Annotated in this window: 26 protein-coding genes, 1 tRNA gene, 1 pseudogene and 1 riboswitch; of the genes and pseudogenes, 11 read left to right on the top strand and 17 right to left on the bottom strand. The window is 60.9% G+C overall.

What is annotated here, in order from left to right; genetic code table 11:
* Positions 1–44: 44 nt before the first annotated feature.
* Together MGEO_RS03585 and MGEO_RS03590 are read right to left on the bottom strand one after the other, a co-directional pair.
* Positions 45–677, bottom strand: coding sequence for a tyrosine-type recombinase/integrase (locus MGEO_RS03585; RefSeq protein ID WP_085635349.1), 633 nt, complete (start codon positions 675–677; stop codon positions 45–47).
* A gap of 147 nt (positions 678–824) precedes the next feature.
* The gene (locus tag MGEO_RS03590; protein ID WP_085635350.1) at positions 825–1,397 is read right to left on the bottom strand and encodes a Crp/Fnr family transcriptional regulator; all 573 of its coding nucleotides are present in this window, start codon (positions 1,395–1,397) and stop codon (positions 825–827) included.
* 78 nt (positions 1,398–1,475) lie between these two features.
* Here MGEO_RS03590 and MGEO_RS03595 point away from each other — a divergent pair, with 78 nt between their 5' ends.
* Together MGEO_RS03595 and MGEO_RS03600 are read left to right on the top strand one after the other, a co-directional pair.
* The gene (locus MGEO_RS03595; protein WP_085635351.1) at positions 1,476–2,024 is read left to right on the top strand and encodes a hypothetical protein; all 549 of its coding nucleotides are present in this window, start codon (positions 1,476–1,478) and stop codon (positions 2,022–2,024) included.
* Between the two features lie 26 nt (positions 2,025–2,050).
* Positions 2,051–3,082, top strand: coding sequence for an endonuclease/exonuclease/phosphatase family protein (locus tag MGEO_RS03600; RefSeq protein WP_233139611.1), 1,032 nt, complete (start codon positions 2,051–2,053; stop codon positions 3,080–3,082).
* Between the two features lie 189 nt (positions 3,083–3,271).
* Here the strand turns inward: MGEO_RS03600 and MGEO_RS03605 are convergent.
* A tRNA-Phe gene (locus MGEO_RS03605) sits at positions 3,272–3,346 on the bottom strand.
* A gap of 99 nt (positions 3,347–3,445) precedes the next feature.
* On the opposite strand from MGEO_RS03605, the gene MGEO_RS03610 reads away from it, so the two are divergent.
* Entirely contained in the window at positions 3,446–4,126 is a 681-nt protein-coding gene (locus MGEO_RS03610) for a ribonuclease HII (protein ID WP_269845874.1), read from the top strand.
* A gap of 115 nt (positions 4,127–4,241) precedes the next feature.
* Positions 4,242–5,345 carry a site-specific DNA-methyltransferase gene (locus MGEO_RS03615; protein ID WP_085635354.1) on the top strand — a complete coding sequence of 368 codons (1,104 nt, stop codon included), beginning with the start codon at positions 4,242–4,244 and terminating at the stop codon, positions 5,343–5,345.
* 97 nt (positions 5,346–5,442) lie between these two features.
* Here MGEO_RS03615 and MGEO_RS03620 read toward each other — a convergent pair whose 3' ends face one another.
* Positions 5,443–6,933 carry a type VI secretion system contractile sheath domain-containing protein gene (locus MGEO_RS03620; protein ID WP_085635355.1) on the bottom strand — a complete coding sequence of 497 codons (1,491 nt, stop codon included), beginning with the start codon at positions 6,931–6,933 and terminating at the stop codon, positions 5,443–5,445.
* Between the two features lie 197 nt (positions 6,934–7,130).
* Here MGEO_RS03620 and MGEO_RS03625 point away from each other — a divergent pair, with 197 nt between their 5' ends.
* On the top strand, positions 7,131–8,003 hold the full coding sequence (locus MGEO_RS03625; RefSeq protein ID WP_085635356.1) for a DMT family transporter: 873 nt from the start codon (positions 7,131–7,133) through the stop codon (positions 8,001–8,003).
* 7 nt (positions 8,004–8,010) lie between these two features.
* Here the strand turns inward: MGEO_RS03625 and aroC are convergent, their stop codons facing one another.
* Positions 8,011–9,114 (bottom strand): chorismate synthase, encoded by a 1,104-nt coding sequence (gene aroC / locus MGEO_RS03630; RefSeq protein ID WP_085635357.1) that lies wholly within the window; start codon positions 9,112–9,114, stop codon positions 8,011–8,013.
* A 185-nt stretch (positions 9,115–9,299) separates the two neighbouring features.
* A riboswitch (TPP riboswitch) is annotated at positions 9,300–9,401 on the top strand.
* 35 nt (positions 9,402–9,436) lie between these two features.
* On the opposite strand from aroC, the gene MGEO_RS03635 reads away from it, so the two are divergent.
* The 3 genes from MGEO_RS03635 to MGEO_RS03645 are packed head-to-tail and all read left to right on the top strand — an operon-like array spanning position 9,437 to position 12,610.
* Complete coding sequence (locus MGEO_RS03635) at positions 9,437–10,426, top strand: thiamine ABC transporter substrate-binding protein (protein ID WP_085635358.1); 990 nt, start codon at positions 9,437–9,439, stop codon at positions 10,424–10,426.
* Positions 10,402–11,919 (top strand): thiamine/thiamine pyrophosphate ABC transporter permease ThiP, encoded by a 1,518-nt coding sequence (locus tag MGEO_RS03640; protein ID WP_085635359.1) that lies wholly within the window; start codon positions 10,402–10,404, stop codon positions 11,917–11,919. The genes MGEO_RS03635 and MGEO_RS03640 overlap by 25 nt, the downstream gene beginning before the upstream one ends.
* The gene (locus MGEO_RS03645) at positions 11,903–12,610 is read left to right on the top strand and encodes a thiamine ABC transporter ATP-binding protein (RefSeq protein WP_233139619.1); all 708 of its coding nucleotides are present in this window, start codon (positions 11,903–11,905) and stop codon (positions 12,608–12,610) included. Before MGEO_RS03640 ends, MGEO_RS03645 begins: the two co-directional genes overlap by 17 nt.
* A gap of 75 nt (positions 12,611–12,685) precedes the next feature.
* Here the strand turns inward: MGEO_RS03645 and MGEO_RS03650 are convergent, their stop codons facing one another.
* Genes MGEO_RS03650 through petA form a run of 3 tightly spaced genes read right to left on the bottom strand, consistent with a single transcriptional unit; the run spans position 12,686 to position 15,429 of the window.
* Entirely contained in the window at positions 12,686–13,474 is a 789-nt protein-coding gene (locus tag MGEO_RS03650; protein ID WP_085635360.1) for a cytochrome c1, read from the bottom strand.
* Between the two features lie 17 nt (positions 13,475–13,491).
* On the bottom strand, positions 13,492–14,838 hold the full coding sequence (petB, locus tag MGEO_RS03655; RefSeq protein ID WP_085635361.1) for a cytochrome b: 1,347 nt from the start codon (positions 14,836–14,838) through the stop codon (positions 13,492–13,494).
* Positions 14,839–14,850: 12 nt separating this feature from the next.
* Positions 14,851–15,429: a ubiquinol-cytochrome c reductase iron-sulfur subunit gene (gene petA, locus MGEO_RS03660; protein WP_085635362.1), complete on the bottom strand. Its 579-nt coding sequence runs from the start codon at positions 15,427–15,429 to the stop codon at positions 14,851–14,853.
* 218 nt (positions 15,430–15,647) lie between these two features.
* Here petA and MGEO_RS03665 point away from each other — a divergent pair, with 218 nt between their 5' ends.
* Positions 15,648–16,316, top strand: a complete 669-nt coding sequence (locus tag MGEO_RS03665) for an outer membrane protein (protein WP_085635363.1) — start codon at positions 15,648–15,650, stop codon at positions 16,314–16,316.
* A gap of 18 nt (positions 16,317–16,334) precedes the next feature.
* On the opposite strand, the gene pssA is transcribed toward MGEO_RS03665, so the two are convergent.
* From pssA to fsa, 7 genes and pseudogenes are all read right to left on the bottom strand, one after another.
* Positions 16,335–17,105, bottom strand: coding sequence for a CDP-diacylglycerol--serine O-phosphatidyltransferase (gene pssA, locus MGEO_RS03670; RefSeq protein ID WP_085635364.1), 771 nt, complete (start codon positions 17,103–17,105; stop codon positions 16,335–16,337).
* A complete protein-coding gene (locus tag MGEO_RS03675; protein WP_085635365.1) occupies positions 17,102–17,764 on the bottom strand; it encodes a phosphatidylserine decarboxylase in 663 nt (220 codons plus the stop codon). The genes pssA and MGEO_RS03675 overlap by 4 nt, the downstream gene beginning before the upstream one ends.
* Positions 17,765–17,852: 88 nt before the next feature.
* Complete coding sequence (locus MGEO_RS03680; RefSeq protein WP_085635366.1) at positions 17,853–18,458, bottom strand: glutathione S-transferase; 606 nt, start codon at positions 18,456–18,458, stop codon at positions 17,853–17,855.
* 114 nt (positions 18,459–18,572) lie between these two features.
* Positions 18,573–19,192 (bottom strand): annotated as a pseudogene (locus MGEO_RS21915) (FMN-binding negative transcriptional regulator).
* Between the two features lie 85 nt (positions 19,193–19,277).
* Entirely contained in the window at positions 19,278–20,204 is a 927-nt protein-coding gene (locus tag MGEO_RS03690) for a tyrosine recombinase XerC (protein ID WP_085635367.1), read from the bottom strand.
* A complete protein-coding gene (locus MGEO_RS03695) occupies positions 20,201–20,905 on the bottom strand; it encodes a DUF484 family protein (protein WP_085635368.1) in 705 nt (234 codons plus the stop codon). Before MGEO_RS03695 ends, MGEO_RS03690 begins: the two co-directional genes overlap by 4 nt.
* Before the next feature lie 168 nt (positions 20,906–21,073).
* Entirely contained in the window at positions 21,074–21,727 is a 654-nt protein-coding gene (gene fsa, locus MGEO_RS03700) for a fructose-6-phosphate aldolase (RefSeq protein WP_085635369.1), read from the bottom strand.
* 79 nt (positions 21,728–21,806) lie between these two features.
* Here fsa and MGEO_RS03705 point away from each other — a divergent pair, with 79 nt between their 5' ends.
* A complete protein-coding gene (locus tag MGEO_RS03705; RefSeq protein ID WP_085635370.1) occupies positions 21,807–24,005 on the top strand; it encodes a primosomal protein N' in 2,199 nt (732 codons plus the stop codon).
* Positions 24,006–24,090: 85 nt separating this feature from the next.
* On the opposite strand, the gene MGEO_RS03710 is transcribed toward MGEO_RS03705, so the two are convergent.
* Both MGEO_RS03710 and rpiB read right to left on the bottom strand, forming a co-directional pair.
* Entirely contained in the window at positions 24,091–24,594 is a 504-nt protein-coding gene (locus MGEO_RS03710) for an AAA family ATPase (protein WP_332908302.1), read from the bottom strand.
* A gap of 121 nt (positions 24,595–24,715) precedes the next feature.
* Positions 24,716–25,165, bottom strand: a complete 450-nt coding sequence (gene rpiB / locus MGEO_RS03715) for a ribose 5-phosphate isomerase B (RefSeq protein ID WP_085635371.1) — start codon at positions 25,163–25,165, stop codon at positions 24,716–24,718.
* A 321-nt stretch (positions 25,166–25,486) separates the two neighbouring features.
* Between rpiB and MGEO_RS03720 the strand changes: the two genes are divergently transcribed.
* The gene (locus MGEO_RS03720; RefSeq protein ID WP_085635372.1) at positions 25,487–26,284 is read left to right on the top strand and encodes a S49 family peptidase; all 798 of its coding nucleotides are present in this window, start codon (positions 25,487–25,489) and stop codon (positions 26,282–26,284) included.
* The last annotated feature ends 1 nt before the right edge of the window (position 26,285 follow it).

Below are 26,285 nucleotides of genomic sequence, written 5' to 3' on the forward strand. Positions count from 1 at the left end.
GTCGCACGGCGGCTTTGGGCCGTCCGCGAAGACGGCCCAAGTTGTTAGATTTCAATGGCCTCTGCAATCGCAAGGGCATCTTCCAGTTCAACGCCGAGATACCTGACGGTGCTGTCCATTTTGGTGTGCCCAAGTAGCAGCTGGACCGCCCTCAGATTGACGGTCTTCTTGTAGATTTGTGTGACTTTTGTCCTCCGCATCGAATGCGTTCCGTATGCGCTGGCCTCCAGACCAATCGACGTGACCCAATCGCGGACGATCCGGGCGTACTGGCGTGTCGAGATGTGCAGACGTTCATGGAACCGCCCCGGCCATAGGTACTCCGAGCTAACCATGAGCTCATCTTCCATCCACTTTTCTACCGAGGCGCGTGTGCCCTCGGACATCTCAAAACGCACAGGTTTCTGTGTCTTGCTTTGCAGAACCGATGCCCGTTCCTTGATCTGACCAGACGCCATGACGTCGACGACTTTCATCTTCACAAGGTCGCAGCCGCGCAGCTTGCTGTCGATGGCCATATTGAACAGCGCGAGGTCTCGATGGTTCTCGGCCAGTTCAAGTCGAACACGGATTGCCCAAACGTGTTTTGGTTTCAATGGCCGTTTCTGCCCGACGATCCGCCCCTTGTTCCAAGCGGGACGGAGTGCGCGAATGGCTGGTAGGTTTGGTGTTTGCATGACTGATCCTCCGATCCGCCACACCCTCCCACAACGACAACCCGACGTTGACGATGCCACCATATCACAGGATGCTGCGTCGCATCCGAGGTCGGCTTGGAGCCCTCTTTGACCGACGCTGCAAGACGCACGATTGGCTGCTTTCTGTCAGTGTTTGTCGCTGGTGCGTAAACGGCTCATTGTGACAGGTGTGATCCCCAAAAAGGATGCAATCAACATATGGGGAAAGATGTCTTCATAGCCGGGGAATGCCTGGCGAAACCAAGTGAGCCGCTCAGCCCCTTTAAGAGCGGCGAGGCACCACTCGCGATCTACCTTGCGACCTAGCGCGTCCCGCAGAACGCCATTGGCCCAGTTTCGGATCGGTTCAGATGAAATCATCCGATTTGAAAGCAGATCACTGTCGATCCTTGCAAGCAGGGCATCGGTCGTTGCCGCAATGGACACGAGCGAGACACCGTCGCGCGTTCGAGCGATATTCGGGGTGATAACGCAGGGACCCACAAAAAACCCGACGCAGACTTCTTTGCCGTCTTGGTTACAAATACTGCTCACCAAGCACCCTTCCAACAGAACGAATTCGTCTGTTTCGGGTTGTTCCTGCCGGGTAAGGTGCGCCCCCTTGTCCAAACGCTTTCGTTTCCAATCGGACGCAAAATCCTCCGCGCAAGCCATATCTGACAGGTCGGGAGACTGCATCAGAAACGTCCGTAAATCCATCCGAGCGTGCCTTATCAAATGATAATGCGGGTAACCGCGTCTGAGGGCATGTGTGGCACGGATCAAGGAGTTTACAAAATGACGAACAGAAATCTGTCAAAACATATTGGAAAAGTTGCGGTTGTCTCAGGGCTGATAGGTGCATCAGTCTATTTTCTGATGATCAATGTCACGCTCGCCCATATCGAAGCGGTCTCAGGGCACGTCCCATTCGACATGCGTCCTTTCGGCTATGACCCCATAGAAGCGGAGACGCTTCTCGAAGCGTTAGGAGTGGAAGGGCGCGCGTATTATCTCAGTCACCAGATCGCTTTGGACACAGTTTATCCATTCATGCTCGCGTTGACTTTGATCGCCACGATCTGCTGGTTTGGGCAACGCATGCCAAACAGAATACTTGTCCGCTTTGGCATTACCTTTTCGGTTGGCAGTGCTCTGTTCGATTATGTCGAGAACCTTGGTATCGCCGCCATGATTTGGAGCTGGCCAGAGACTTCCGTGCCACTGGTTTATGCCACGAGTTCAGCCACAATTCTCAAATCCGCTTTAACAACCCTGGCTGTGCTGCTGACGCTTCTGGTGGGGTTCAACCGGACACGTCTCTCTGTAGCGGACGTTCGTCGATAATTGGACAACGGCGGCTTGGTCCCGCGATGTGTGAGTTCGACGAAGCCCGGAGTTTGCGCCTGCAGCGAATGACCGCAAAGCGGGCTGCGACCGCAGCAGCGAGATGTGGTGGTGAACGGCAGCAATGGGCCGCACACGTCGCCAGCCGAGCTCTCGACAGCACAGATGCTGCGCAGCATCCGACGGCGGCGATGAGCCCCAACTTGCATCTTTTCTTCGTTGCAGCAAATGTCCGCTCCAAGAAAAGGAAGCAGGCAATGGAAATCATGTGTCTTAATGGCTGGGGTGGAAAGCTCCATGAGGCACTACTGCCTTACCTCGCCAGTAAGGCTCCAGATATTCTGTGTTTGCAGGAGGTCATCCACAGCCCCGCGTCTCAAAAAGACTGGCTGACGTATCGTGACGGCGATCACATCCTGCCTCAACGCGCCAACTTGTTTCGCGACGTCAGCGCTGCTTTGCCGGAGCATGTCGCGATCTTTTGTCCGGCTGCGCAAGGGGTGCTTTGGGACGATGATACCTCAATCCCATCGCAATGGGGCCTTGCGACCTTCGTACACCGGTCCTTCCCGATCATTGGACAGGTGCAGGGCTTCGTTCACAAGGATTTTTCCCCTGTCGGTTATGGCGATCACCCGCGCTCCCGAAGCGCGCATGGTGTCAGGATATGGGACTATGACGCCAACCGAGCCGTCAGCATTACCCATATGCATGGTCTGCGCGACTTGAATGGGAAAATGGATACGCCAGAGCGTGAGAAACAAGCTCGGAAGCTGCTCGACATGTCGCGCAGTCTTGCAGAACCAGACGATCTCACGGTGATCTGTGGCGATTTCAACGTCGAGCCGGACAGCGAAACGCTTTCGATCCTCAGTAGTGCCGGACTGACCGAACTGGTAACGGAGCGCGGCTTCGACAGCACACGCAATACGCAATACAAGAAGCCAGGACGCTTTGCCGACTATATGCTCATCGACTGTGAAGATGCGGTGAACAGTTTTGACGTGATCCATGATCCTGAGGTTTCAGATCACTGCCCACTTGTTCTGAAAGTGTAGCCCAAATCCTATAGATGCCGTTGGCGTTGGCAGTTCGAACGGCAGTTTGGTCCGCACACCTGACTTCGGATACGACTGAAATCGAGCCCCACAGCGAATGGCTGGTTGGTGAGGCTGCGACGCAGCGCTTGCGGCCGGAATGAGGATCAGGAGTGGGCCGATTACGCGTGTACGTCGAACTCGGAAAAGTGGTGCCCGGGGGCGGAATCGAACCACCGACACGAGGATTTTCAATCCACTGCTCTACCCCTGAGCTACCCGGGCACGGGTGAACGATTATCGTTCGGGTGGCGGCGTTCTATGTGACGGTTTAGGGCGTGTCCAGTGGGTTTTGGTGCGAAAATACAAAAAGCGATCCTGGCGGTGTCGCTGTACGCCTGTGGGCTTTGCGTAACTCCACCCACTTGCCATCTCAGAACATATCGGCAAGCTGCGCGCATGATGCCGAGCTTTCGTTTTGAGACTGAACTTATGGCCCGCGGAATGGCGCGTGTTGCGGGCGTGGATGAAGCGGGGCGGGGGCCGTTGGCCGGGCCGGTGATTGCGGCGGCGGTGATCCTGTCGCCCGGCTTGATCCCAGAGGGTGTGCAGGATTCAAAGCAGCTGACCCGGCGGAAACGGGATGGCCTTCTGAAGCTGATCACCCAGCAGGCAGAGGTGGGTATTGGCGAAGCCTCGGTCGAGGAAATCGACGAGATCAACATACTGCGCGCCAGCCACCTTGCGATGTGCCGTGCTATCGAGGCTTTGCCGAAACGCCCCGATCATGTGCTGATCGATGGAAACATGATTCCACGCGACCTCGCGCTGCCGGCCACGCCCATCGTGAAGGGAGACACCCTGTCGCTCAGCATCGCAGCGGCGTCAATTGTGGCCAAAACAAGGCGCGACGCGATCATGTGGGATTTGGCGCAACAGTGTCCGGGCTATGGCTGGGAAACCAACATGGGATACCCGACCAAGTGTCACAAAGAAGCCCTTCGAAATCTTGGTGTGACCCCACACCATAGACGTTCTTTCAAACCCGTCCACAATATCTTGTGACAAGATAAAAACGTAAGCACTTGATTCAAAAAAGAATTTGACCGCGAATCGGCTTTGACTCATCTTTTGAACCAATCACAGAGCGCAGAAATCGCGCCGGGACGATAGGCAGAGAATGACAAAGATGACCAAGCCGAACAGCGCCGAGGCGCTGCCGATCAACACGATTCTTGCAGGGGACTGCATCGAGATCATGAATGGATTGCCCGCCGCGTCGGTCGATCTGATCTTTGCGGATCCGCCATATAACCTGCAGCTCAAGGGCGAATTGCACCGCCCGGATAATTCGCGCGTGGACGCGGTGGATGATGAGTGGGACCAGTTCTCCAGCTTCCGCGCCTATGATGAGTTTACCCGTGGCTGGCTCAAGGCGGCACGCCGGTTGCTGAAGCCGGATGGTGCGATCTGGGTCATCGGTTCGTATCACAACATCTTCCGCGTGGGCGCAGCGCTTCAGGACGAAGGCTACTGGATTCTGAATGACGTGGTCTGGCGGAAATCGAACCCGATGCCGAATTTCCGGGGCAAGCGCTTTACCAACGCGCATGAAACGATGATCTGGGCGTCGAAATCGGAAGGCGCGAAATACACCTTCAATTACGAAGCGCTGAAAGCGCTGAATGAAGGCATCCAGATGCGCTCGGACTGGGTTCTGCCGATCTGCAATGGTGGCGAGCGGCTCAAGGATGCGGCGGGCGACAAGGCGCACCCGACGCAGAAACCCCAGGCTCTTCTGCACCGGGTGCTCGTCGGTTCGACAAAGCCGGGCGATGTGGTGCTTGACCCGTTCTTCGGGACCGGGACGACAGGTGCCGTGGCCAAGATGCTGGGCCGGGACTGGATCGGGATCGAGCGCGAAGAAAAATACCGCGAGGTCGCTGAAAAGCGCATCGCCTCCGTGCGACGGCTCGACAAGGCCTCGCTCGAGGTGTCGGCCAGCAAACGTGCCGAACCGCGTGTGCCCTTCGGTCAACTGGTCGAGCGCGGCATGCTGCGGCCGGGTGAAGAGCTTTTGAGCATGAACGGCCGCCACAAGGCCAAAGTCCGGGCTGACGGCACCCTGATCGGTAATGACATCAAAGGCTCGATTCATCAGGTCGGGGCGCATCTTGAGGGCGCGCCAAGCTGCAATGGCTGGACCTACTGGTGTTTCAAGCGCGATGGAAAAACAGTCCCGATCGACGTGCTGCGCCAGCAAATCCGCTCGGAAATGTCCTGAGACCTACCTGAACACCGCCGGTGCCTGCGGTCATGATCCCGCGGCACTACACCTTGCCCCGCCGGTCAACGGCGGGGTTTTTTGGTGATCGACTGGGTTACAGGGAAAACGGGCCCAGAGTACCGGAACCAGTTCCCGAGATGGGCTGAAGCCACGGCAACCGAACGGCGTTCTGATTGCGCACGGCAACCACGGGCACCGGGCCAGCGGCCAGTATCGCTTCGGCGACCCGATCCGCCAGCAGAACCTCGGCGCATGGCAGAAGCATCTGTTCGCCATCGGCCTCGTAGCTCACCAACGGCAGGTCGTCGTATCCAAGGTTGTTTGTCAGCTTGGCTGACCACCCACCGGTATCGAAGCACTGCGCAATCAGCATTGTCGCTATCAAAGCGGACGATCCCCAGAGGATGGCGTCCGGATCAGTTCCGGGATTGGGCATTTCATCGAAATCGAAAAAAGCATCCACCGGATCGCGGCGTTTGCCGTACGGGCTCCGCATCAGAAACCGCGGGCCAAGCGCGACGATGTGCTGTCCCATCGGGCTGCTGCACAGCGCCGCCCAGTTTGTATCGGCTTCGCCCAATGCTTCCGGCGCATTGGCGATTGTGCTCCAGGACGGCGCACCGATCATGTGCGGCTCAATCCCGGCAAGAACCAGCGCGCCGCTGCGTCCCGCCATTGCGCCCAACGAGGCCAGGAGCCGCAGATGTTCTGGCGACGGGTCGAAGATCAGATCAGGCACGATAAGCGTGAAAGGCTCATCCTGTCTCTGGTCAATGATCCGACGGTGCAGGACGGTTTGATCCAAAGGATGATCCTGCGGTCCGAGCGCATCGATCAATTCCATAGCGGACACGTTCCACAGGTGGATGGAAATGTCCTCATCCGTTTCGATCCCGGAGGCCAGGAGCGACACGCCACGCCACGCCCTCTCAAGCTGTTGAAAGCCCGGATCACGGAGAATGGCGCGCAGATGTGCCGCCGCCGCCGCATCGACTGCCGCGATATAATGATCAGCCTCTGGCGGGCCCTCATGCACGATGTGGGAGGCCACTGCGTCCCTCAGGAGCGTATCCAGATAACTGGAACCAGATTGCGGCGCGCGCTCTGCCGTGGCCTCCGGCGACTGCCCAAACAATCGCGCCAATGTATCGGTGTCACTTTCATCGGGCGTGGCGGAGTCCCCAGACACGGAGAGTTCAGGTGTGCCGGTTTTCAAGAGCGCTCGGACCTCTGCCGCAGCAGCGTCGAACATCGACGGCACCTTCAACCGGCTTCGCAGGTCCTTCAGGGTTTGAAAAATCTCAAACTGCGTCAGCACATGGTCTGCGTGAAAATCGTCGATCTCCTTGGGAGAGAATGTCCCCGCCGAAAGGTCGACTGTTGGCGCTTCCGTTGCGAGAAGGTCATCCAATGCGTCGATATCGAGCGTCTTCATTGGCCGCTGCTCCAGCGCATGCTCGCTTCGGGATCGGCAGGTGCTGCCCAGGTCGCTGAGCAAAAGAATGCGCAGGGGATCACGGCCGGACGCGTGCTTCTTTTCGGCGGGGCCTCCAAGTTCCATGGAAAACTGCAAAGGGTTGGTCATCTGAAAATTCCAGTGCGTTTAAACTATGGTCCAAGTCTACCGCTTGGCGCGCACCGATCCAGAAAAAACGCGGACACTGCCTGTCCAACAGAAACCGCGCCCCTCGATCAGCGGCGTGGATGTGAAAACGCAAAGGGTGTCTTCACCCTCTGCCGCGATCTCGCTATCACGGGCCAAGAACTCACCCGGAGAGACTGGTGGACATTCGCGCAATCCTGATGGGACTGGCCTTTGCGGTCATGTGGTCCTCAGCCTTCACTTCGGCACGGATCATCGTGGCGGATGCGCCGCCGCTGATCGCACTTGCCCTGCGCTTTGCGATCTCAGGCGCGCTGGCTGTGCTGATTGCCCTGTGGATGGGACAAAGCTGGCGCCTCACGCGCAGTCAGTGGAAGGCAACAATCATCTTCGGCATCTGCCAGAATGCCTTGTATCTGGGGTTGAACTTCGTCGCCATGCAGCGGATCGAAGCTTCTCTTGCTGCGATTATCGCGTCATCAATGCCGCTTCTGGTTGGCGTGGCAGGGTGGCTCTTTGCTGGTCAGCGCATTTCACCTTTGGGTATCGTCGGGCTGGTGGCAGGGTTCTGTGGGGTTGTGCTGATCATGGGCGCGCGGCTGAATTCGGGCGCCGACCTCTACGGGATCGGCCTCTGCATCATTGGCGTGATCTCATTGACGGTCGCCACGATGGCCCTGCGCAACGCGAGTTCCGGCGGTAATTTCATGATGGTCGTCGGCCTGCAGATGTTGGTGGGCAGCGCGGTACTCTGGCCATTCGGCCTTGCGCTCGAGATCGCAGACGTAACACTTTCAGCAAAGCTCGTGCTGGCCTTCATTTACACGACGCTTGTTCCCGGCCTGGCTGCAACTCTGGTCTGGTTCTGGCTGGTCAACCGGATCGGAGCCGTCAAAGCCGCGACCTTCCACTTCCTGAACCCGTTTCTCGGTGTCGCCATTGCCGCACTGATCCTGTCCGAAGGCCTGGGAACCATGGACATCCTCGGTGTGATCATCATCACCTTCGGAATCCTGGCGGTTCAGATATCCCGCCAGACGGTCAAGACCTGAGCCGCGCTCAGCCGATCTTGCCCCGGTTCTCGCCGATCTGACCCCGGTGCAGCAGCAGGTGGTCAAGGATCACGCAGGCCATCATCGCCTCGCCCACGGGTACTGCCCGAATGCCGACACAGGGGTCGTGACGACCCTTGGTGATGATTTCGGTTTCCTGACCCGACTTGGTGATCGTCTTGCGCGTCGACAGGATCGACGAGGTCGGTTTCACGGCAAAGCGCACGACGATGTCCTGCCCGGTGGAAATCCCGCCCAGAATGCCGCCTGCGTGGTTCGAGGAAAACTTCGGCTTCCCGTCATTCCCCATGTAGATCTCGTCGGCGTTTTCCGTCCCGGTCAACATGGCCGAGGCCATGCCTTCGCCGATTTCCACACCCTTCACCGCGTTGATGCTCATCATGGCTGCGGCAAGATCAGTGTCCAGTTTGCCATAGATCGGCGCGCCCAGACCCGCAGGCACGCCGCGCGCCACCACTTCGATGATTGCGCCAACGCTTTCGCCCGACTTGCGCAGCCCGTCTAGGTAGTCGGCCCACTCCGCTGCCGCCTTGGCATCGGGCACCCAGAAGGGGTTGTTCTCGATCTCGTCCCAATCGAACCGGTCCCGGTCGATCTGGTGCGGGCCCATCTGTGTCATGTAGCCGGTGATCTGCACGCCGGGCAGCAGCGCCTTGATCGCCTCGCGCGCCAGACCGCCCGCCGCCACCCGTGCCGCCGTTTCCCGCGCCGAGGACCGCCCACCCCCGCGATAGTCGCGGATACCGTATTTCTGCCAGTAGGTTATATCCGCATGGCCGGGGCGGAATTTTTCCATGATGTCGGAATAGTCCTTGGACCGCTGGTCGGTGTTTTCGATCATCAGCTGCACCGGCGTGCCGGTGGTCTGGCCTTCGAATACGCCAGACAGGATCTTGACCTCATCCGGCTCCCGCCGTTGCGTGGTGAACTTGTTCTGCCCCGGTTTCCGGCGGTCGAGCCAGTGCTGGATCATACCCGCGTCGATCGGCACCCCCGGAGGACACCCATCCACCGTCGCGCCAAGCGCAGGCCCATGGCTTTCGCCCCATGTGGTGACACGGAAGAGATGTCCGAATGTGTTCAGGCTCATGGCGGTCTCCTTGGCTTGGACCGTGTCCTAGGGCAGGGCGGGGCCGGTCTCAAGGTGTTTCGAATGGGCTGCGCCCATCCGACATGTGCGAGGGGCTCTGCCCCTCGCGCTCCCCGAGGTATTTTTGAAACAGAGAAGATCGGACCTGTTTGTCCTTGAAGACTTCTCTGCGCAAGGCTACCTCTTGCCGTACCTCGGGGTGCCGGACAGCCGGCTGAGATGCGTGATGCGAACCCGTTGAACCTGAACCAGTTAACACTGGCGGAGGGAAGGTCTGGATACGCTCCTGCTTTGCCCTCTCGCCGCAAAACAGGAGGATGCCATGAAACAGGCCCTTTCATTTGCTGCGGGACTTCTTGCCTCGACCACTCTGGTGGCCGCACAGGACACACCCGTTCTGACCGTTTATGCAGGTGACTATATCGTGTCAGAGTGGGGACCCGGCCCGAGGATCGAAGAGATGTTCGAGGCGCAATGCGCCTGCGATCTGCAGTTCAAGCCTGGTGATCTCTTGCCCCGGATCCTGCTTGAAGGCGCGCAGACCGATGCGGATATCGTCTTTGGCCTCAATACCGACGTCACCAAACGCGCCCGCGAAAGCGGTCTCTTCGCACCTCATGGGCAGGACACCTCGAGCCTGACCCTGCCGGTCGAATGGACCGATGACGTGTTCCTGCCCTACAATTACGGCCACACCGCTTTCATCTACAATGAAGAGCGGATCTCGGACGTTCCCGCCAGCTTTGACGCGCTGCTGGACGCTCCGGATGACCTGAAGATCGTGATCCAGGACCCGCGCTCGTCGATTTCCGGCCTCGCCCTCGTTCTCTGGGTCAAGGCGATCTATGGCGATGAGGCGGAAAAGGTCTGGGAAAAGCTCGCCCCGAAGATCCTGACCGTCACCAAGGGCTGGTCGGAAAGCTATGGTCTCTTCACCGATGGGGAGGCGGACATGGTGCTGAGCTACACCACCTCGCCCGCCTATCACATCATCGCCGAAGAGGACCGCACCAAGAAAGCGGCGATCTTCCCGGAAGGGCATTACTTCATGGTCGAACTCTCGGCCAAGGTCGCAGGCACAGATGTGCCGGAACTGGCGGATCAATTTCTGGAATTCCAGCTCTCCGAAGAGTTCCAGACCATGATCGCCACCGGCAACTGGTCCTTCCCGGCCAAGCTCGATGCTTCGAAATGGCCGGACGGGTTCAAGGAACTGAACCTGCCGGAAAAGGTGCTCTTCTACTCAGAAGACGAAGCCGCCGCGTTGCGCGATGAAACGGTCGAGGAATGGCGTCGCGCCCTGTCTCAATAATCGCGGCATTGACCGTGGCCGGTCTTGTGATCGGCCCGGTCACGGCGGTGATCCTGCGGGCCGAGGCGTTCGGCGGGTTCCGCCCGGCAGACTGGCAGGCGCTGCGGTTCACGTTGGTGCAGGCCACACTGTCGGCATTGCTCAGTGTGCTCTTCGCCATCCCTGTTGCACGCGCGCTGGCGCGGCGGAGTTTCCCGGGGCGCGGGATGTTGGTGGCGCTACTGGGCGCGCCGTTCATCCTGCCGGTGATCGTGGCAGTGCTGGGGCTGCTTGCCGTGTTCGGCCAATCCGGCCTTCTCAATCGCGTGTTGGAACCTTTCGGTCTGCCCGAATTGCAGATCTACGGCCTGCAGGGGGTGCTTCTTGCGCATGTGTTCTTCAACCTGCCCTTGGCGACACGGCTGATCCTACAGGGTTGGCTGGCCATTCCGGCCGAGCAATTCCGCCTGGCGGCAACACTGGGCATGGGACGCCGCGCCATGTGGCGATCCATCGAATATCCGATGCTGCGCCGGATCGTGCCTGGGGCGTTCGCGGTGATCTTCGTGATCTGTCTCTCGTCCTTCGCTGTTGCCCTCACTCTGGGAGGTGGGCCTCGGGCGACGACGCTGGAACTGGCGATCTACCAGTCGATGCGGTTTGACTTCGATCTCGCCCGCGCGGCGATGCTCGGCCTTCTGCAATTGGGCCTCGCGCTCTCTGCCGGTTTGATCGCGTTGCGCGTGACCGCAGTGCCGGTTGCCGCCAAGGGGCTGGACCGTCGTGTTCCGCGCTGGGACCGTACGGATCGGAGCGCAATCTGTACGGATGCGTTCTGGATCGGCCTCGCGGCGCTGTTCCTGCTGACGCCGCTGGCAATGGTCACACTCAACGGCCTTGCCGGGATCACGACGCTGGGCGCATCAGTCTGGCAGGCGGCGGGGCATTCGATCCTCGTGGCGCTCGGCTCGACCGCGCTCTGCCTGCTTTGGGCGCTGCCCTTGGCCACCCGCTGGGGCGAATGGCTTGGCCTTGCCGGGATCGCTTTGTCGCCCCTAGTGCTGGGCATCGGTCTGTTCCTGATTGTACGCCCCTTCGCGAATCCGTTCGACCTCGCACTCTACGTGACCGCCACGGTCAACGCCTTTGTCAGCCTGCCCTTCGTGCTGCGCATCCTGCGCCCCGAGGCAGAGGCGATCCGCGCCGACTACGCCCGCTTGCGGGCAGCTCTGGGGCTGTCGGGCTGGGCCTGGCTCCGCTGGGTCTTTCTGCCCCGCCTGAAGCGGCCATTGGGGTTTGCCGCAGGCCTGACGGCGGCTCTGTCTATGGGCGACCTTGGCGTGATTGCGCTTTTTGCCGACCCGGACCGTGCAACACTGCCTCTGAAGGTCTACCAGTTGATGGGGGCCTACCGCATGGAACAGGCTGCTGGAGGCGCGCTGTTGCTTCTGCTGCTCAGCTTGGGCCTGTTCTGGATGTTCGACAGGGGAGGGCGCGTTGGCTCTGCAGCTTGATCATATCGAAGCCCGATCCGGCACGTTTGCTCTCACCGCTGATCTCACGGTCGACGCAGGCGCGCGGGTGGCGATCATCGGTGCGTCGGGGTCGGGGAAGTCCACGTTGCTCGACGTGATTGCTGGTTTCCTGCCGGTGCAGTCTGGTGCCTTGCGCTGGAAGGGCAGGGACATCACGCGACTGTCCCCGGCAGAACGGCCGGTCAGCATTCTGTTTCAGGACACCAATCTCTTTCCGCATCTGACCATCGGGCAAAACCTTGCACTGGCGCTAAACCCCGCGACTGGGCGGATGCGCGATGGGGATGCCGCGCGTATCGACGGGTCTTTGGCGCGCGTAGGTCTGGCCGGGTTCGCCGAGCGTCGCCTCTCCGAGATGTCAGGCGGTCAGCAAAGCCGGGCTGCGTTTGCCCGGGTTCTGTTGCAGGGACGGCCTGTATTGCTCTTGGATGAGCCTTTTGCGGCGCTTGGGCCGTCGCTCAAGGCCGAGATGCTGGACCTCGTTTCCGAGGTGGCAGAGGCGGAAGGTTTGACCGTTTTGCTGGTGTCGCATGATCCGCAGGATGCGCGCCGGTTCGCAGAGCAGACCATCGTTGTCGAGGAAGGCCGCGTCAGCGCTCCGGAGGCGACAGGACATCTTCTGGACAACCCGCCGCCCGGGCTGCGCGCCTATCTCGGTGGGGCCGGTTAGGCCGAACCCGAAAATCCCATCCACAAAAAAAGCCCCGCCGGATTGGCGGGGCTTTCGTGTGTCTGTCCGCGAGGATCAGTCCTTCGCGCGGGCTTTGACCGGCGCCCAGAGGCGCTTGTTGGTCAGGTAGAGCAGAACCGACAGAACCGTCAGGAAGAGAACCCCGACAAAACCGGCCTGCTTACGGGCCATCAGCTTGGGTTCAGCCGCCCACATCAGGAAGGCCGCAACGTCCTGAGCCTGCTGCTCGATGGTCGCTTCGGTGCCGTCGGAGTATTCCACGTCATCGCCGTAAAGCGGCGGTGCCATCGAAATCCAGCCACCCGGGAACGCGGTGTTCTCGTAGAGGATGGTTCCGGCTTCTTCCTTTTCCTCACCGGTATACCCGTGCAGGAGCGATGCGATGTACTCGGGGCCACCCATGCCTTTGAAGAACTGGTTGATGCCCAGGCCGTACGGGCCGTGGAATCCGGCGCGGGCCTTGGCCATCAGGCTGAGGTCCGGTGCGCCAGCTGCAGTGTTGGCCGGGAAGTTGTCTGTCGGACGTGCCGGACGGAAGTCCTCCAGCTCGTCGTCGTAGACTTCAAAGAACTGCTCCGCATAGGCGCGGACCTGATCTTCCGGCATGCCGGGGCCGTCTTCCGCGTGCAGGGTCCGCAGCGGGACGTACTGCATGCCGTGGCACGAGGAACACACCTGAGTGTAGACCTGCAGTCCACGCTGAAGCTGCGCCTGATCGAAGGTGCCGAACGGGCCTTCGAACGAGAAGTCGAAGTTTTCGACGTGGCCCGATGCTCCGGCGGCAAATGCGCCGGAGACGGGAGCCAGAGCCAATGTGGCTGCGAGGGCAAGTTTCTTAAGCATTGTTCGCTTGTCCTTTCTTACTCGGCCGGGGTCGCTGCAGCAGCGCCGTCATTGGTCGAGGACTTGCCATAGTGCGCCTTGAAGTCGTCTTCGATCGTGTCCGGTTGCGGCAGCGGCTTCTCAAGCACACCAAGCAGCGGCAGGATCACGAGGAAGTAGGCGAACCAGTAGGTGGACCCCAGAAGGGCGATGTAGGGGTAGATGCCTTCTGCCGGCATTGCGCCAACCCACATCAGCACGAAGAAGTTCACCACGAAGAGCCAGAACCACCACTTGAACATCGGGCGGTAGCGACCGGAGCGCACCGAGGATGTATCAAGCCACGGCACCAGCGCCATCACGATGATCGCGCCAAACATCGCCAGAACACCGAAGAACTTCGCGTCGACGATACCGCCGGTCAGGAAGTTGGCCGCGATCACGACCCATACTTCGGAGTCGAAGGCGCGCAGGATCGCGTAGAACGGCAGGAAGTACCATTCCGGAACGATGTGCGCCGGTGTCACCAGCGGGTTCGCTTCGATGTAGTTGTCCGGGTGGCCAAGGTAGTTCGGCATGAAACCGACCACGGCAAAGAACACCACCAGGATCACGGCGAGCGCGAACAGGTCCTTGATTACGAAATACGGCCAGAAGGGCAGGGTATCTTTCTCGGCGTCTGCCTTCGACGTGCGGCGCACTTCAACACCGGTGGGGTTGTTGTTGCCCGTGGTGTGGAAGGCCCAGATGTGCACGATCACGAGACCGGCAATCACGAAGGGCAGGAGGTAGTGCAGCGAGAAGAAGCGGTTCAGCGTGGCATTGTCCACAGCCGGTCCGCCCAGCAGCCATGTCTGGATCGATTCACCGATGAACGGGATCGCACCAAAAAGGCCGGTGATTACGGTTGCACCCCAGAAGGACATCTGACCCCAGGGCAGCACATAACCCATGAAGGCGGTGCCCATCATCAGAAGGTAGATCAGCATGCCGATGATCCACGTGATCTCGCGCGGGGCCTTGTACGACCCGTAGTAGAGACCGCGGAAGATGTGTGCGTATACCGCGATAAAGAACAGCGACGCGCCGTTCATATGCAGGTAGCGCAGCATCGCGCCGCCGTTCACGTTGCGCATGATGTGCTCGATCGAGCCGAAGGCCAGATCGACATGCGGTGTGTAGTGCATCACCAGAACGATCCCGGTGATGATCTGCAGCGCCAGACAGAAGGTCAGGACGATGCCCCAGATCCACATCCAGTTCAGGTTCTTGGGTGTGGGGATCATCAGGGTGTCATACATCAAGCCGACGATCGGAAGGCGCTTGTGCAGCCACTTTTCTCCGCCGGTCGACGGCTCGTAATGGTCGTGAGGAATTCCAGACATTCGCGCGTCTCCTTATCCCAGCAGGATGGTTGTTTCGTCGACGAACTCGGCAGGAGGCACCGGAAGGTTCTCCGGGGCTGGCCCTTTGCGGATCCGGCCCGAGGTGTCGTAGTGCGACCCGTGGCACGGGCAGAACCAGCCGCCAACGCCGCCATCCAGCGCGTAATCGCCGGCATTGCCGAGCGGAACGCAGCCAAGGTGCGTGCAGACGCCCATCTGAACCAGCCACTCGCCGGTTTCGTCCAGGGCGCGGTTTTCATCGGTCGCTTCTGCGGAACCGTCGATGTTTGCGTTGCGGGCAATCGGGTCGACAAGGTCGGAAATGTCGACGCTGCGCGCTTCTTCGATCTCTTCGGCTGTGCGGCGGCGGATAAAGACCGGTTTGCCAAGCCATTTTACAGTGATCTGGGAGCCTTCCGATACGCCCGACACGTCCACACGGATCGAGGACAGTGCCAAAACGTCTGCCGACGGATTCATCTGGTTGACCAGAGGCCATACCGCGGCACCGGTCGCAACCGCGCCTGCGCCAGCCGTTGCATAGTACAGGAAGTCCCTCCGGGTGCCTTCGTGGTGTTCTGCGTTGGACACGAGGTTTTCTCCATTTATCGGCCGTTCGTCTGGCCACAATACGGGTTAGGCCGCCCAAGGGGCAGCGTTCCGAGGCGCTATTTAGCGGGCTACCCCCTAGCCGTCCACCTCCAGAACACCTACGTTAGGTATAAGCGCCGAAGTGTCGCGGCAATTGCCACTGACGGTGCGCTGTTGGCGTGTTAGCTCACGCGCGAAAAGGAAACGGACGGCGATCCATGCAGAAAACGATTCTGTCAGGAATTCTTGCAATTGGCACATTGGGCCTTGCGGCCCCGGCGATGGCCGAAATGGAGCTGTCCGTCTATTCAGGCTGGCAGACCTCGCCGCACAGCCGCGTCTATGGCGACTATCCCGGCACGGGCGCAGAGATCGACGCGCTGATAGGCTGGGAAGGTCGCTCGTTCGAGATGCCGCCGTATTACGGCGTGCGTGGAACGTGGTGGAAGAACGAAAAGCTCGGCTTTGGGCTCGAGTTCACGCACGCCAAAGTCTATGCGCCTGAAGATGAACGCGAGGCGATCGGGTTCTCCGATCTCGAATTCACCGATGGCCTGAACATCCTGACAGTCAATGCCTACCAGCGCTGGCCCGGCCTCTGGGCCGCGGGCGCAGTGACGCCCTATGTTGGTGGTGGCGTCGGCATTGCCGTGCCGCATGTCGATGTCGATACAACGACTGGCCTCGATACTTACGAGCTTCAGATCACTGGCCCCGCTGCGCGGCTGACGGCGGGCGTCAGCTATGACCTGAATGATCGCTTCGCCGTTTTCGGGGAATACCAGTTCACGTATTCCAGCAACACGGTGGACCTGCCCGAAGGCGGATCGCTTGAGACCGACATCAAGACGAACGCTCTGAACGTTGGTCTGACGCTCAAGTTCTGATCACAGATTAAACGGACTTCAGTCGTTTTTGGAGCTGGTCTGCGCCTGAGCCTGCGCCAGCGCGCGCCGTGAGCTTGGCAACATCCAGACCACCGCAGCGCTGTAGATCAGGCTCAGAACGACAAGCGCGATCCACGTATAGATCGCAACCGCAGCGCCAATTGCAGCGAATCCGACGAGGAACATCTTCACCCGGCGCTGGCTGATCCGCGTGGTCTTGAATGACCAGACCGGGAATCGCCCGATCATCAGAAACCCGATACCGGCGATGTAGATGGCGAGCAGAACGTCCGGAATGATCTGCGGCGAGTCAAAAGCAAAGGACGCATACATCGGCAGCATCACGAGGATCGCCCCGGCCGGCGATGGAATTCCAATGAAATACGCGTTCTCCGCTGACCCGTTCTCGGCCTTTCGGGCCACGTTGAACCGCGCAAGCCGTGTCACGGCACACACGGCGTAAACCAGAACGGCCAGCCAGCCGAGCTGCCGCGTGTCATCGAGTGCCCAGACATAAAGCAGCAGACCCGGAGCGACCCCGAAGTTCAGAAAATCCGCCAGCGAATCGAGTTCCGCGCCCATCTTGCTGTCGCTGCCAAGCGCGCGCGCCAGACGACCGTCGACGCCATCCAGAATCGCGGCCAGCAGGATCAGTTGCACGGCCAGTTCGTAGTTTCCCTGCAAACCGAACCGGATCGCGGTCAGACCCGCGCAAATGGCCGTGACCGTCAGCATGTTGGGCAACAGCTGAATCAGGGTCAGTTTTTCGCCATTGCGCTCGCCACTCATTTTGACAGGTCCGCAATCACCGTTTCGCCCGCAATCATCGTCTGGCCGATCTTCACCGACGGCTCGACACCCTCGGGCAGATAGATGTCCAGACGCGAGCCGAACCGGATCAGCCCGAACCGTTCGCCCCGGTCCAGAACCGCTCCCTCCTGGGTAAAGCTCACGATCCGCCGCGCGACCAGACCGGCGATCTGCGTGACGGTCAGGATGCGGTCATCCTCCATCCGGATCACCAGCGAATTGCGCTCATTGTCCTCGCTCGCCTTGTCCAAAGAGGCGTTCAGGAACTTGCCGGGCTTATAGGCGATCTTTTCCACCTTTCCGGCCACAGGCGCGCGGTTCACATGGCAGTTGAACACCGACATGAACACGCTGACCCGTGTCAGTGCTTCTTCCGGCAGGCCCAGTTCACGCGGCGGCACCGCCGGTTCGATCAGCGACACAACCCCGTCCGCCGGGCTGATCACCAGCCCCGGCGCATCAGGCGTCACGCGCTCGGGATCGCGGAAAAAGTAATAGCACCAGACCGTCAGACCAACGCCGATCCAGCCCAGCACATCCTCGATGGCGAAAAGTACGAGTGTGATCACCGCGAAGATCGCAACAAACTTGCGGCCCTCGGGGTGCATCGGCTTGATGAATGTGTCGGTCATCCGCATGGCGGCAGTATCCTTTCAAAGCGTTGCGCGTCGGTAAACCGGGGATCGCCGCCGCGCAAGCGCCGCTGTCATGACTTGGCGTCGCGGATCACGGGTCCGGCTGGCTGGCGACCATGCTGTCGCGCTTGGAAAATGTGTCGAACCAGGCGGCTAGCCCGTCCCGCCCAGTGCGCCAGGACCGCGCGTCGTGGCGCAGATCAAGATAGCCCAGCGCACAGGCCACTGCGATATGCCCCATGTCCATGCGCCCGTTCAGATGGCTCATCCATCGGGTGTTGAGCGCATCCAGCGCGCGGGAGACCTTGCCCCACTGGCCTTCGACCCACTCCATCATGACTTTTTCTTCCGGGCGGAACCGGGTCTCGTAGACCATCAGGACCGCTGCATCGAGGATACCGTCAGCCGTGGCCTCGAGCGTGAGCGTGTCCCAGATGCGGTGCTCGGGGTAAAGCCCACCGCCGGCTCGAGCGTCTAGAAACCGGCAAATCACCCGGCTGTCATAGATCGTCGGCCCATCCGACCGCACAAGCGCGGGGATCTTGCCCACCGGGTTGGCTGCGATCAGCTTTGAATCCGGAGTGAGAGGCGTTGTGGCCACATCTATGTGTTCGACGTCATCATATTGGCTCGTCTCGTGAAGCGTGACGAGTACCTTGCGCACAAAGGGGGATGGCCCCGACCGAAGTAGTTGCATGAAGCTGCTCCCTGCAGAAGTTACGCTTCAGCTAATCCCGTTGTGCAAGGATTGCCAAGCCGTCCGTCGCGATGCGGCGACGCATCGCTTCTTTCCGTAGACGGGAAGAGCTTCTCACAAAACGGGCGGCTCCGCCATCAACGCCGCCAGGGCCTCAAGCTCCATGCCCATCCCGCCCGGCACCTGCGCCGCAGCCCGCGCCCGAACAGCATCATCCTTGTTCTGCCCCAGCTTCCAGGTCGCCGCGATGTCCTCGACCACCATCCGGCAGGGTACGATCATCCGCATCATGCGCTCCAACACGTCGGGCGTCATCTTGTCTGTCGTCCAGGGGGCTTTCCCGGCCAGCCGGGATTCGTAAAAAGCGGACTGAACATCCAGCACCTCACGCATTTTACCATGTGGTAAAATTTCCAGAACCCCGGTCAGCTGCACAGCCACATAGTTCCACGTCGGCACCTGATCCGCGATGCCGTACCAGTCCGGCGAGATATAGGCATCCGGGCCCGTCACCGCGATCCGTGCCGGCCCGGCGCTTTCAATGACCGCGCAATCGGGTTCGACCGGACCAGGTGGATCAGAACCTCGCGCCCGTCCTCAGAGAGCAGTACCGGCACATGCGCCACCATCGGCACCGGATCGCCGTTCATCACCAGAGTGCCGAAACCGCGTGCGCGGACAAAGGCGATATCCTTGGCGTGATCGTGGCTGTGAAAGGTAGGATTCGGGTGCATGAGGCTGTCTCGCAACGGCAGTGAACCACCGCAGAACTTGCACAGGTCAGCGTGAAAATCCCGAGTTTAATTGTACCTGTGACAATCATCCCGCCTTGGGATGTGTCGCCTCGTAGACCTTCATCAGATGGACCGTGTCGACCGAGGTATAGGCTTGTGTGGTCGAAAGCGATGCATGCCCGAGCAGCTCCTGTATGGCCCGAAGGTCTCCGCCTGCGGACAGCAGATGTGTTGCAAAGCTGTGCCGCATCGCGTGCGGGGTCGCCGTGGCGGGCAGACCAAGCTGCATCCGAGCCTGCTCGGTGACCTTCTGAACCAGCCGCGCGTTGAGGGCTCCACCCCGGACGCCGCGAAAGATCGGCGCATCCGGTTCCATGTCGAACGGGCAGAGCCGGACGTAACGGGCCACGGCTTGCCGCGCGATCGGCAGAACGGGAACCACCCGCTCTTTCCCACCCTTGCCGACAATCCGCACCGCTTCGCCCAAGGGCAGGTAGCGTCCCATCAACCCCAGCGCTTCGGAAATCCGCAACCCGCAGCCATACAGCAATGTCACCACGGCCATGTCCCGCGCCCCGACCCAGTCCTGTGTCGATCGCTGGCCCACAGTGTCGATCATTGCGCGTGCGGCGTCCTCGTTCAAAGGGCGCGGCAGCTTTTTCTGGAACTTCGGCGCACGGGTCGACAGTACGGCGGTCGGTTCGAAGCCCTCGCGCTCGGCCAGCCAGCGATAGAAGGATTTGACCGCTGACAGCTTGCGCGCCAGCGACCGCGCACTGGCCCCGCCACTGCGCGTCTGCGCCATCCACGCCCGCATGTCAGGCACGGTGATCCGCGCCAGGGGGGCCAGCCCCTGCGCCTCTCCCTTGTAGTCCGTCAGGAACGCGATGAAATCCACCACGTCGCCACGATAGGCGGTCAGCGTGTTTTCGGCGGTTCCATTCAGCGCCCGGCTCGATGCGAGCCACCCCTCCAGCGCGTCTCGCGCCGCCGGAGAGATCAACACGCTCACGAAAGCCAGCGCCGCATCTGGCGCTCGAACACACCGGTGAAGAAGGTCAGAAGATCAGTGCCCTGCTGTGGCGTGAACTGGTGCGGGTCCTCGGCCCCCATGACCAGCAGGCCGGGCAGACGACCGGGTCCGAAATCCAGCTTCAGGCAGGCTTCCGACCGTATCCAGTCCGCCTTGTCGCCGTAGATCTCGGGCTGGCCGGTTTCGATCTGGCGCAACGTGACCTGCCGTACATTCGTATTGCGCCCGGCAGTCAGGTAATCGTCGATAAATCCCGGCGCGGCGACCGACAGGACCGATCCAAGACGCTTGATGGCCGGATCTTCGTCGTTCTGCACCGACTCCAGAACCAGTTTGATCACATCCACACGCAGGATCTCGGCCACATCCCCGCCAAGGTCGCGCAGGAACGGCTCGAAATCCACCGGATCGAGAAGCCGCAGAATGGCGCGATGCACCTGATTGGTTCCCGCAAGGTTTTCATAGGCCGCCGCAATAACGGACCGGTGGGTGTCCTCCAGCCTGTCCAGCCGCGCCTCCAGACGGTCCATGGCAATTCCACGCAGATCGACGATATTGCCGCCCATCGCACGCTCGTTCGCGGCGATCAGGGCGCGCATCAGGTCCTGATCCTCGAGAATCACATCGGGGCGCGTCATGATGGTTTCGCGCAGGTCGTCGTCGATACGGGGGCTGCTCATGCCTTCCTCGTGTTTGTATTTTGCAGGACACTAACAGCACAGACAAAAAGATGCCCGCATTTTTTCGGCCAAATGCGGGCATCCGGTAAAACTGTGGCAGAAGCGCAGGAACGCCCTTCGCAGGGCGTTCCCAAGCGGGTTCGAACCCGCCTGCGTCCTAAGCAGACGTCAGACGATCTTGATATTGGCCGCCTGCGCGTCCTTGACGAACTGGTCCAACCCCTTGTCCGTCATCACATGGTTCGCCATCGCCTTGATCACGCCCGGAGGGGCGGTCGCCACGTCAGCGCCGATCTTGGCGCATTCGCTCATGTGGTTGGCGGTGCGAATCGACGCCGCAAGGATGTTGGTCTCGAACCCGTAATTGTCGTAGATTTCACGGATATCCGCGATCAGGTCCAAGCCGTCCATGTTCAGATCGTCCAAACGGCCGATGAACGGCGAAATGAACGTCGCCCCGGCCTTGGCCGCCAGAAGCGCCTGATTGGCCGAGAAGCAAAGCGTGACGTTCACCATCTTGCCTTCGTCGGTGAGCGTCTTGCAGGCCTTCAGACCGTCCCAGGTCAGCGGCACCTTGACCGCGATGTTTTCGGCGATCTCGGCCAGTTTGCGGCCTTCCGCGATCATGTCCTCGGCTTTGAGCGCGACGACTTCCGCCGAAACGGGACCGTCCACAAGGTCACAGATCTCCTTGGTGACTTCCAGAATGTCCCGGCCCGATTTCTTGATCAGCGACGGGTTCGTGGTCACGCCGTCCACCATACCCAGATCGTTCAGTTCCGCGATGGCGTCGATTTCCGCAGTGTCGACAAAGAATTTCATGTCAGTCGCTCCTCTGATGGGTTGGCCTTTCCTACCGGTGGCTTTACCCCATGACAACGAGGACTGAAACCCCGAAGTGATGGCGCTAACATCCAGTTTCTTTGATGAAGGCACGCTGATCGGCGTGTTGACCACCCAGCCTCTGGACCGGGTGCTGGATTATCGTGCGCCCGAAGGCGGCTGTCATCTGGGCGCATTTGTCGAGGTGCCGCTTGGCCCGCGCAAGGTGCTTGGCTTGGTCTGGGGGCCGGGGCGGGGCGATTATGACCTGTCGAAAATCCGGTCTGTCATCCGCGTGCTTGATGCTGCCCCCATGCGTGAAGAGCTGATGTCCTTTCTGACCCGCGCAGGCGACTACACGCTCACGCCAATGCCCGCGATGCTGCGGCTGGCGACCCGTGCGCCGGGGTTGGGCGATCCGCCTTCAATGCGCAAGATTTACAGCTTGGGCGATGGCATCCCGGACCGCATGACTGACGCCCGCACCCGGGTGCTCGACGTGCTGCGTGACATGGGCGGTCTGTCGCTCACTCTCAAGGAACTGGCCGAGGCAGCGGGTGTGACCACCTCGGTCGTCAAGGGCCTCGTCAAACAGGGAGCCGTTCGCGAGGAAGACAGCCCGCGCGACATGCCCTTCCCCACGCTCGACCCGGACTATGCCGGGAAAGCCCTGACCGAAGATCAAACCGTAGCCGCCGCCACACTCCGCGCCTCAGTCGCCACGCGCAGCTACGGCACAACCCTGCTCAAGGGTGTCACCGGATCGGGCAAGACCGAGGTCTATCTCGAAGCGGTGGCCGAATGTCTGGCTCAAGGCCGTCAGGCGCTCGTGCTGCTGCCGGAAATCGCGCTGACCGCCGAATTCCTCACCCGGGTTGACGAACGGTTCGGGGCCAAGCCCGCTGAATGGCATTCCGGCGTCACCATGACCGAGCGCCGTCGCGTCTGGAAAATGACCGCGCAGGGCGGGGCGCAACTGGTCGTCGGCGCACGGTCCGCGCTCTTCCTGCCGTTCCGCGATCTGGGTCTGATCGTTGTCGATGAGGAGCACGACACCTCCTACAAGCAGGAAGATGGTGTTCTTTACAACGCCCGCGACATGGCCGTCCTGCGGGCATCGATCTGTGGCGCACAGGTGATCCTGGCCTCCGCGACTCCAAGCCTTGAAAGCTGGGCCAATGCCGATGCGGGCAAATACCAGAGGCTCGAACTCACCTCTCGTTTCGGCGCCGCTGTCATGCCCGAGATGCGCGCCATCGACATGCGGAACGAACAGCTCCCCGGCTCAAGCTGGATCTCACCAACGCTGCAACGCGCCGTGCAGCAGCGGCTCGACAACAAGGAACAGGCGCTCCTCTTCATCAACCGGCGCGGCTATGCCCCGGTCACCATCTGCCGCGCCTGCGGGCATCAGATTGGCTGCGACCACTGCGATGCGCGGATGGTGGAACACCGCTTTCTCAAACGCCTCGTCTGCCACCAGTGCGGCGAGACCAAGCCGATGCCCACAACCTGCCCCTCCTGCGAGGCCGAAGACAAACTGGCCGCCGTCGGCCCCGGTGTCGAACGCCTCGCCGAAGAGGCGCAGGCGCTCTTCCCTGAGGCCCGGCTTGCGGTTCTGTCGTCCGACATGTTCGGCTCCGCCCGTGCCCTCAAGGCCGAGATCGAAACCATCGCCAGCGGTGGGGCCGATCTCATCATCGGCACGCAGCTTGTCGCCAAGGGCCACAACTTCCCGCTGTTGACACTGGTCGGCGTGATCGACGCCGATCTGGGGCTTCAAGGCTCTGACCTGCGCGCAGCCGAACGCACCTTCCAACTGATGCGGCAGGTGGCAGGTCGGGCGGGGCGCGCCGACAAACCCGGTCAGGCGCTGATGCAGACCTACCAGCCGGAACACCCGGTGATCCGCGCGATCCTGTCCGGCGACGAACAGGATTTCTGGACCGCAGAAGCAGGCGAACGCCGTAGCGCAGGTGTGCCGCCCTATGGACGCCTTGCCGGAATCATCCTGTCCTCCACGGATGTGCAGGAGGTGTTCGACCTCGGCAACGCGCTCGCCCGCAACGATGGACCGCTGCGCCGTGTGGGCGCACAGGTCTTTGGTCCGGCCCCGGCCCCCATCGCGCGGGTGCGCGGGCGCCATCGGGTGCGCCTTCTGGTCAAGGCCCCCAAGGGCACTGCGTTGCAACCGGCACTGGCGGAATGGGTCAAACCCTTCCGGCTGAAAGGTGAGTTGCGCATGGCCATCGATATCGACCCGCAGAGTTTCTACTGATCGCCGCCATGCTCCGTTTCGGTCGACCGAAACGACTGGATGCGTCGACGCATCCACCCGCGCTCAGATCCATGCGGACCCTTTTTCAACCCTGCGCGTCATGCAGAACCAGCGTGAATCCTTCATCCGGCGTCGGCGGTACGAAATGGCGGGTGATCTGGTGAAACAGGTCATCGCTGACCGTAAAGGGATGCGTGCCCTCCGTGTTCCGGCGGTGCAGCCGCTCCAGACACAGCTCATCCGAGATTATCAGGACATGCATCTGATGCGCAGCCCGGCTCTGATCCAGAATACCACGCATCCATGCGCGGCTTTCCACCGTGTTCGCCTGGAAATCCAGCACCACCGATAGGCCGCTCTCCAAAAGGTTCACGACATGCGGCCCCATCACCGCGCGCAGCTTGGCCGAGCATCGCATATAGTCGGCGCCGCTCGACATCCGGTCCCCGAACAGTTGGGCCAGCCATGTGTCTTCAGCGATCAGAACGGTGTCTTCTCTCGCGCTGAGTTGGGCCGCCAGAGTGGACTTTCCGGCAGCGATCTTGCCGCAGATCATGTGCAGGGTGGGTGTGCTGTGATCCTTGCCCAAGGCCCTGTCCTCTTTGTGTTTCGAAGGGCGCGAACGGGTTCGTCTTTTCGGTCTGTGGCCCGGGCTTCCCGGTCAATGGGTTCAAAGGACCGACAGCCCGACCCGTCACCGGCGGTGGGGGTTACCCTTCGATCGCGGTGATCATGTCCACGCGCGTGCCGTGGCGGCCGCCTTCGAACTCCGCGTTCAGAAACGCATCCACGATGTCCAACGCCAACCCTTCGCCGATCACGCGCGCGCCCAGCGACAGCATATTGGCATCGTTATGCTGGCGGATCATGCGGGCCGAGAACGTGTCGGAACAGACGCCGCATCGGATGCCCTTCACCTTGTTCGCAGCCATCATGATTCCCTGTCCGGTACCGCAGAGGATGATGCCAAGGGCACAGTCTCCGTTGGCCACCAGCTTGGCCGCCGCTTCCCCGTGCTTGGGGTAATGGGTGCTTTCGGGAGTTGTCGGGCCGATATCGACAACCTCGAAGCCGCGTGCGGAGATGTGGCTTGCGACGGCCTGTCGAAGCTCGATTGCGGCGTGGTCGCTTGAAAGCGCAATGCGCAGGGTGTCGGTCATGTGAAGCGTCCCGTAATCCCGAAGTGACGTCCTCGCCGGTTCGGGGAGGTTTCATGGCTGTGGTTCGGAGGCTCCTGATACCACAGGTCCGTCAAAGGTCCAGTCATGTCCGTTGATCGGTGTCTGTGAGGCTGCTGTCTGCGATTGGTTAACGAAATCTTAATGGGTCCGCTTCGGACCCATTGTTTCGCGTGCGAAACATTGGGTCAGCACATGCACCCTTTCGGGGGTGCTCCCTGGGCCGCGTCCCGCATCCCACAGTGCGGTCATATTTGCCGCCACGCCTTGTATGCCCCCTATGCGCAATCTACATGGGCCTCCATGAAGCGCTTTATCCCATTTGTGAAATCCGATCCCACTGTGGCGGTCGTTCGGATGCAGGGCACGATTGCAGCAGGCACCCGTGGCACGCTCAGCGATGCCAGCCTCCGCGTGCTTCTCGAAAAGGCATTCCGGCGGGGCAAGCCTGACGCCGTGGCGCTGGAAATCAATTCGCCCGGTGGCTCACCGGTGCAAAGCGCCCTGATCGGTTCACGCATCCGTCGGCTGTCGGAAGAAACCGAAGTTCCCGTCTACGCCTTCGTCGAGGATGTCGCTGCATCGGGTGGCTACTGGATCGCCAGCGCCGCGGACGAGATCTATGCCGACGCCAGTTCGATCCTTGGCTCAATCGGGGTCATTTCGGCCGGTTTCGGAGCGCATGTGTTTCTGCAGCGTCAGGGGATCGAACGCCGGGTACACACGGCAGGCAAGTCGAAATCCATGCTCGACCCGTTCCGCCCCGAGAGCGAGGAAGACGTGGCACGTCTGAACCGTCTGCTTGGGCAGTTGCATGACACGTTCATCACCCAGGTCAAGGACCGGCGGGGGGACCGGCTGGCCGATAACCCGGACCTCTTTACCGGAGAGATCTGGGTCGGACAGGGCGCGGTCGATGTCGGTCTTGCCGATCATGTCGGACATCTCGTGCCCGCCATGAAAGAGCGCTTTGGCGACAAGGTGAAATTCCGCCGCTACGAACAGCGCCGTCCGTTCTTTGCCCGTTTCGGTGCGAAACTTGCCACCGATGCGCTCAGTGCTATCGAGGAGCGCGCCGAGTTCGCGCGCTACGGTCTCTGAC

The sequence above is a fragment of the Marivita geojedonensis genome (assembly GCF_002115805.1).
Lineage (GTDB): Bacteria > Pseudomonadota > Alphaproteobacteria > Rhodobacterales > Rhodobacteraceae > Marivita > Marivita geojedonensis.

Coding starts and splice junctions, on each gene's coding strand:
- MGEO_RS03585 (WP_085635349.1), bottom strand. CDS start 677: ATGCAAACACCAAACCTACCAGCCATTCGCGCACTCCGTCCCGCTTGG.
- MGEO_RS03590 (WP_085635350.1), bottom strand. CDS start 1,397: ATGGATTTACGGACGTTTCTGATGCAGTCTCCCGACCTGTCAGATATG.
- MGEO_RS03595 (WP_085635351.1), top strand. CDS start 1,476: ATGACGAACAGAAATCTGTCAAAACATATTGGAAAAGTTGCGGTTGTC.
- MGEO_RS03600 (WP_233139611.1), top strand. CDS start 2,051: ATGTGTGAGTTCGACGAAGCCCGGAGTTTGCGCCTGCAGCGAATGACC.
- MGEO_RS03615 (WP_085635354.1), top strand. CDS start 4,242: ATGACAAAGATGACCAAGCCGAACAGCGCCGAGGCGCTGCCGATCAAC.
- MGEO_RS03620 (WP_085635355.1), bottom strand. CDS start 6,933: ATGACCAACCCTTTGCAGTTTTCCATGGAACTTGGAGGCCCCGCCGAA.
- aroC (WP_085635357.1), bottom strand. CDS start 9,114: ATGAGCCTGAACACATTCGGACATCTCTTCCGTGTCACCACATGGGGC.
- MGEO_RS03635 (WP_085635358.1), top strand. CDS start 9,437: ATGAAACAGGCCCTTTCATTTGCTGCGGGACTTCTTGCCTCGACCACT.
- MGEO_RS03640 (WP_085635359.1), top strand. CDS start 10,402: ATGGCGTCGCGCCCTGTCTCAATAATCGCGGCATTGACCGTGGCCGGT.
- MGEO_RS03650 (WP_085635360.1), bottom strand. CDS start 13,474: ATGCTTAAGAAACTTGCCCTCGCAGCCACATTGGCTCTGGCTCCCGTC.
- petB (WP_085635361.1), bottom strand. CDS start 14,838: ATGTCTGGAATTCCTCACGACCATTACGAGCCGTCGACCGGCGGAGAA.
- MGEO_RS03665 (WP_085635363.1), top strand. CDS start 15,648: ATGCAGAAAACGATTCTGTCAGGAATTCTTGCAATTGGCACATTGGGC.
- pssA (WP_085635364.1), bottom strand. CDS start 17,105: ATGAGTGGCGAGCGCAATGGCGAAAAACTGACCCTGATTCAGCTGTTG.
- MGEO_RS03675 (WP_085635365.1), bottom strand. CDS start 17,764: ATGCGGATGACCGACACATTCATCAAGCCGATGCACCCCGAGGGCCGC.
- MGEO_RS03680 (WP_085635366.1), bottom strand. CDS start 18,458: ATGCAACTACTTCGGTCGGGGCCATCCCCCTTTGTGCGCAAGGTACTC.
- MGEO_RS03695 (WP_085635368.1), bottom strand. CDS start 20,905: ATGAGCAGCCCCCGTATCGACGACGACCTGCGCGAAACCATCATGACG.
- fsa (WP_085635369.1), bottom strand. CDS start 21,727: ATGAAATTCTTTGTCGACACTGCGGAAATCGACGCCATCGCGGAACTG.
- MGEO_RS03705 (WP_085635370.1), top strand. CDS start 21,807: ATGGCGCTAACATCCAGTTTCTTTGATGAAGGCACGCTGATCGGCGTG.
- rpiB (WP_085635371.1), bottom strand. CDS start 25,165: ATGACCGACACCCTGCGCATTGCGCTTTCAAGCGACCACGCCGCAATC.
- MGEO_RS03720 (WP_085635372.1), top strand. CDS start 25,487: ATGAAGCGCTTTATCCCATTTGTGAAATCCGATCCCACTGTGGCGGTC.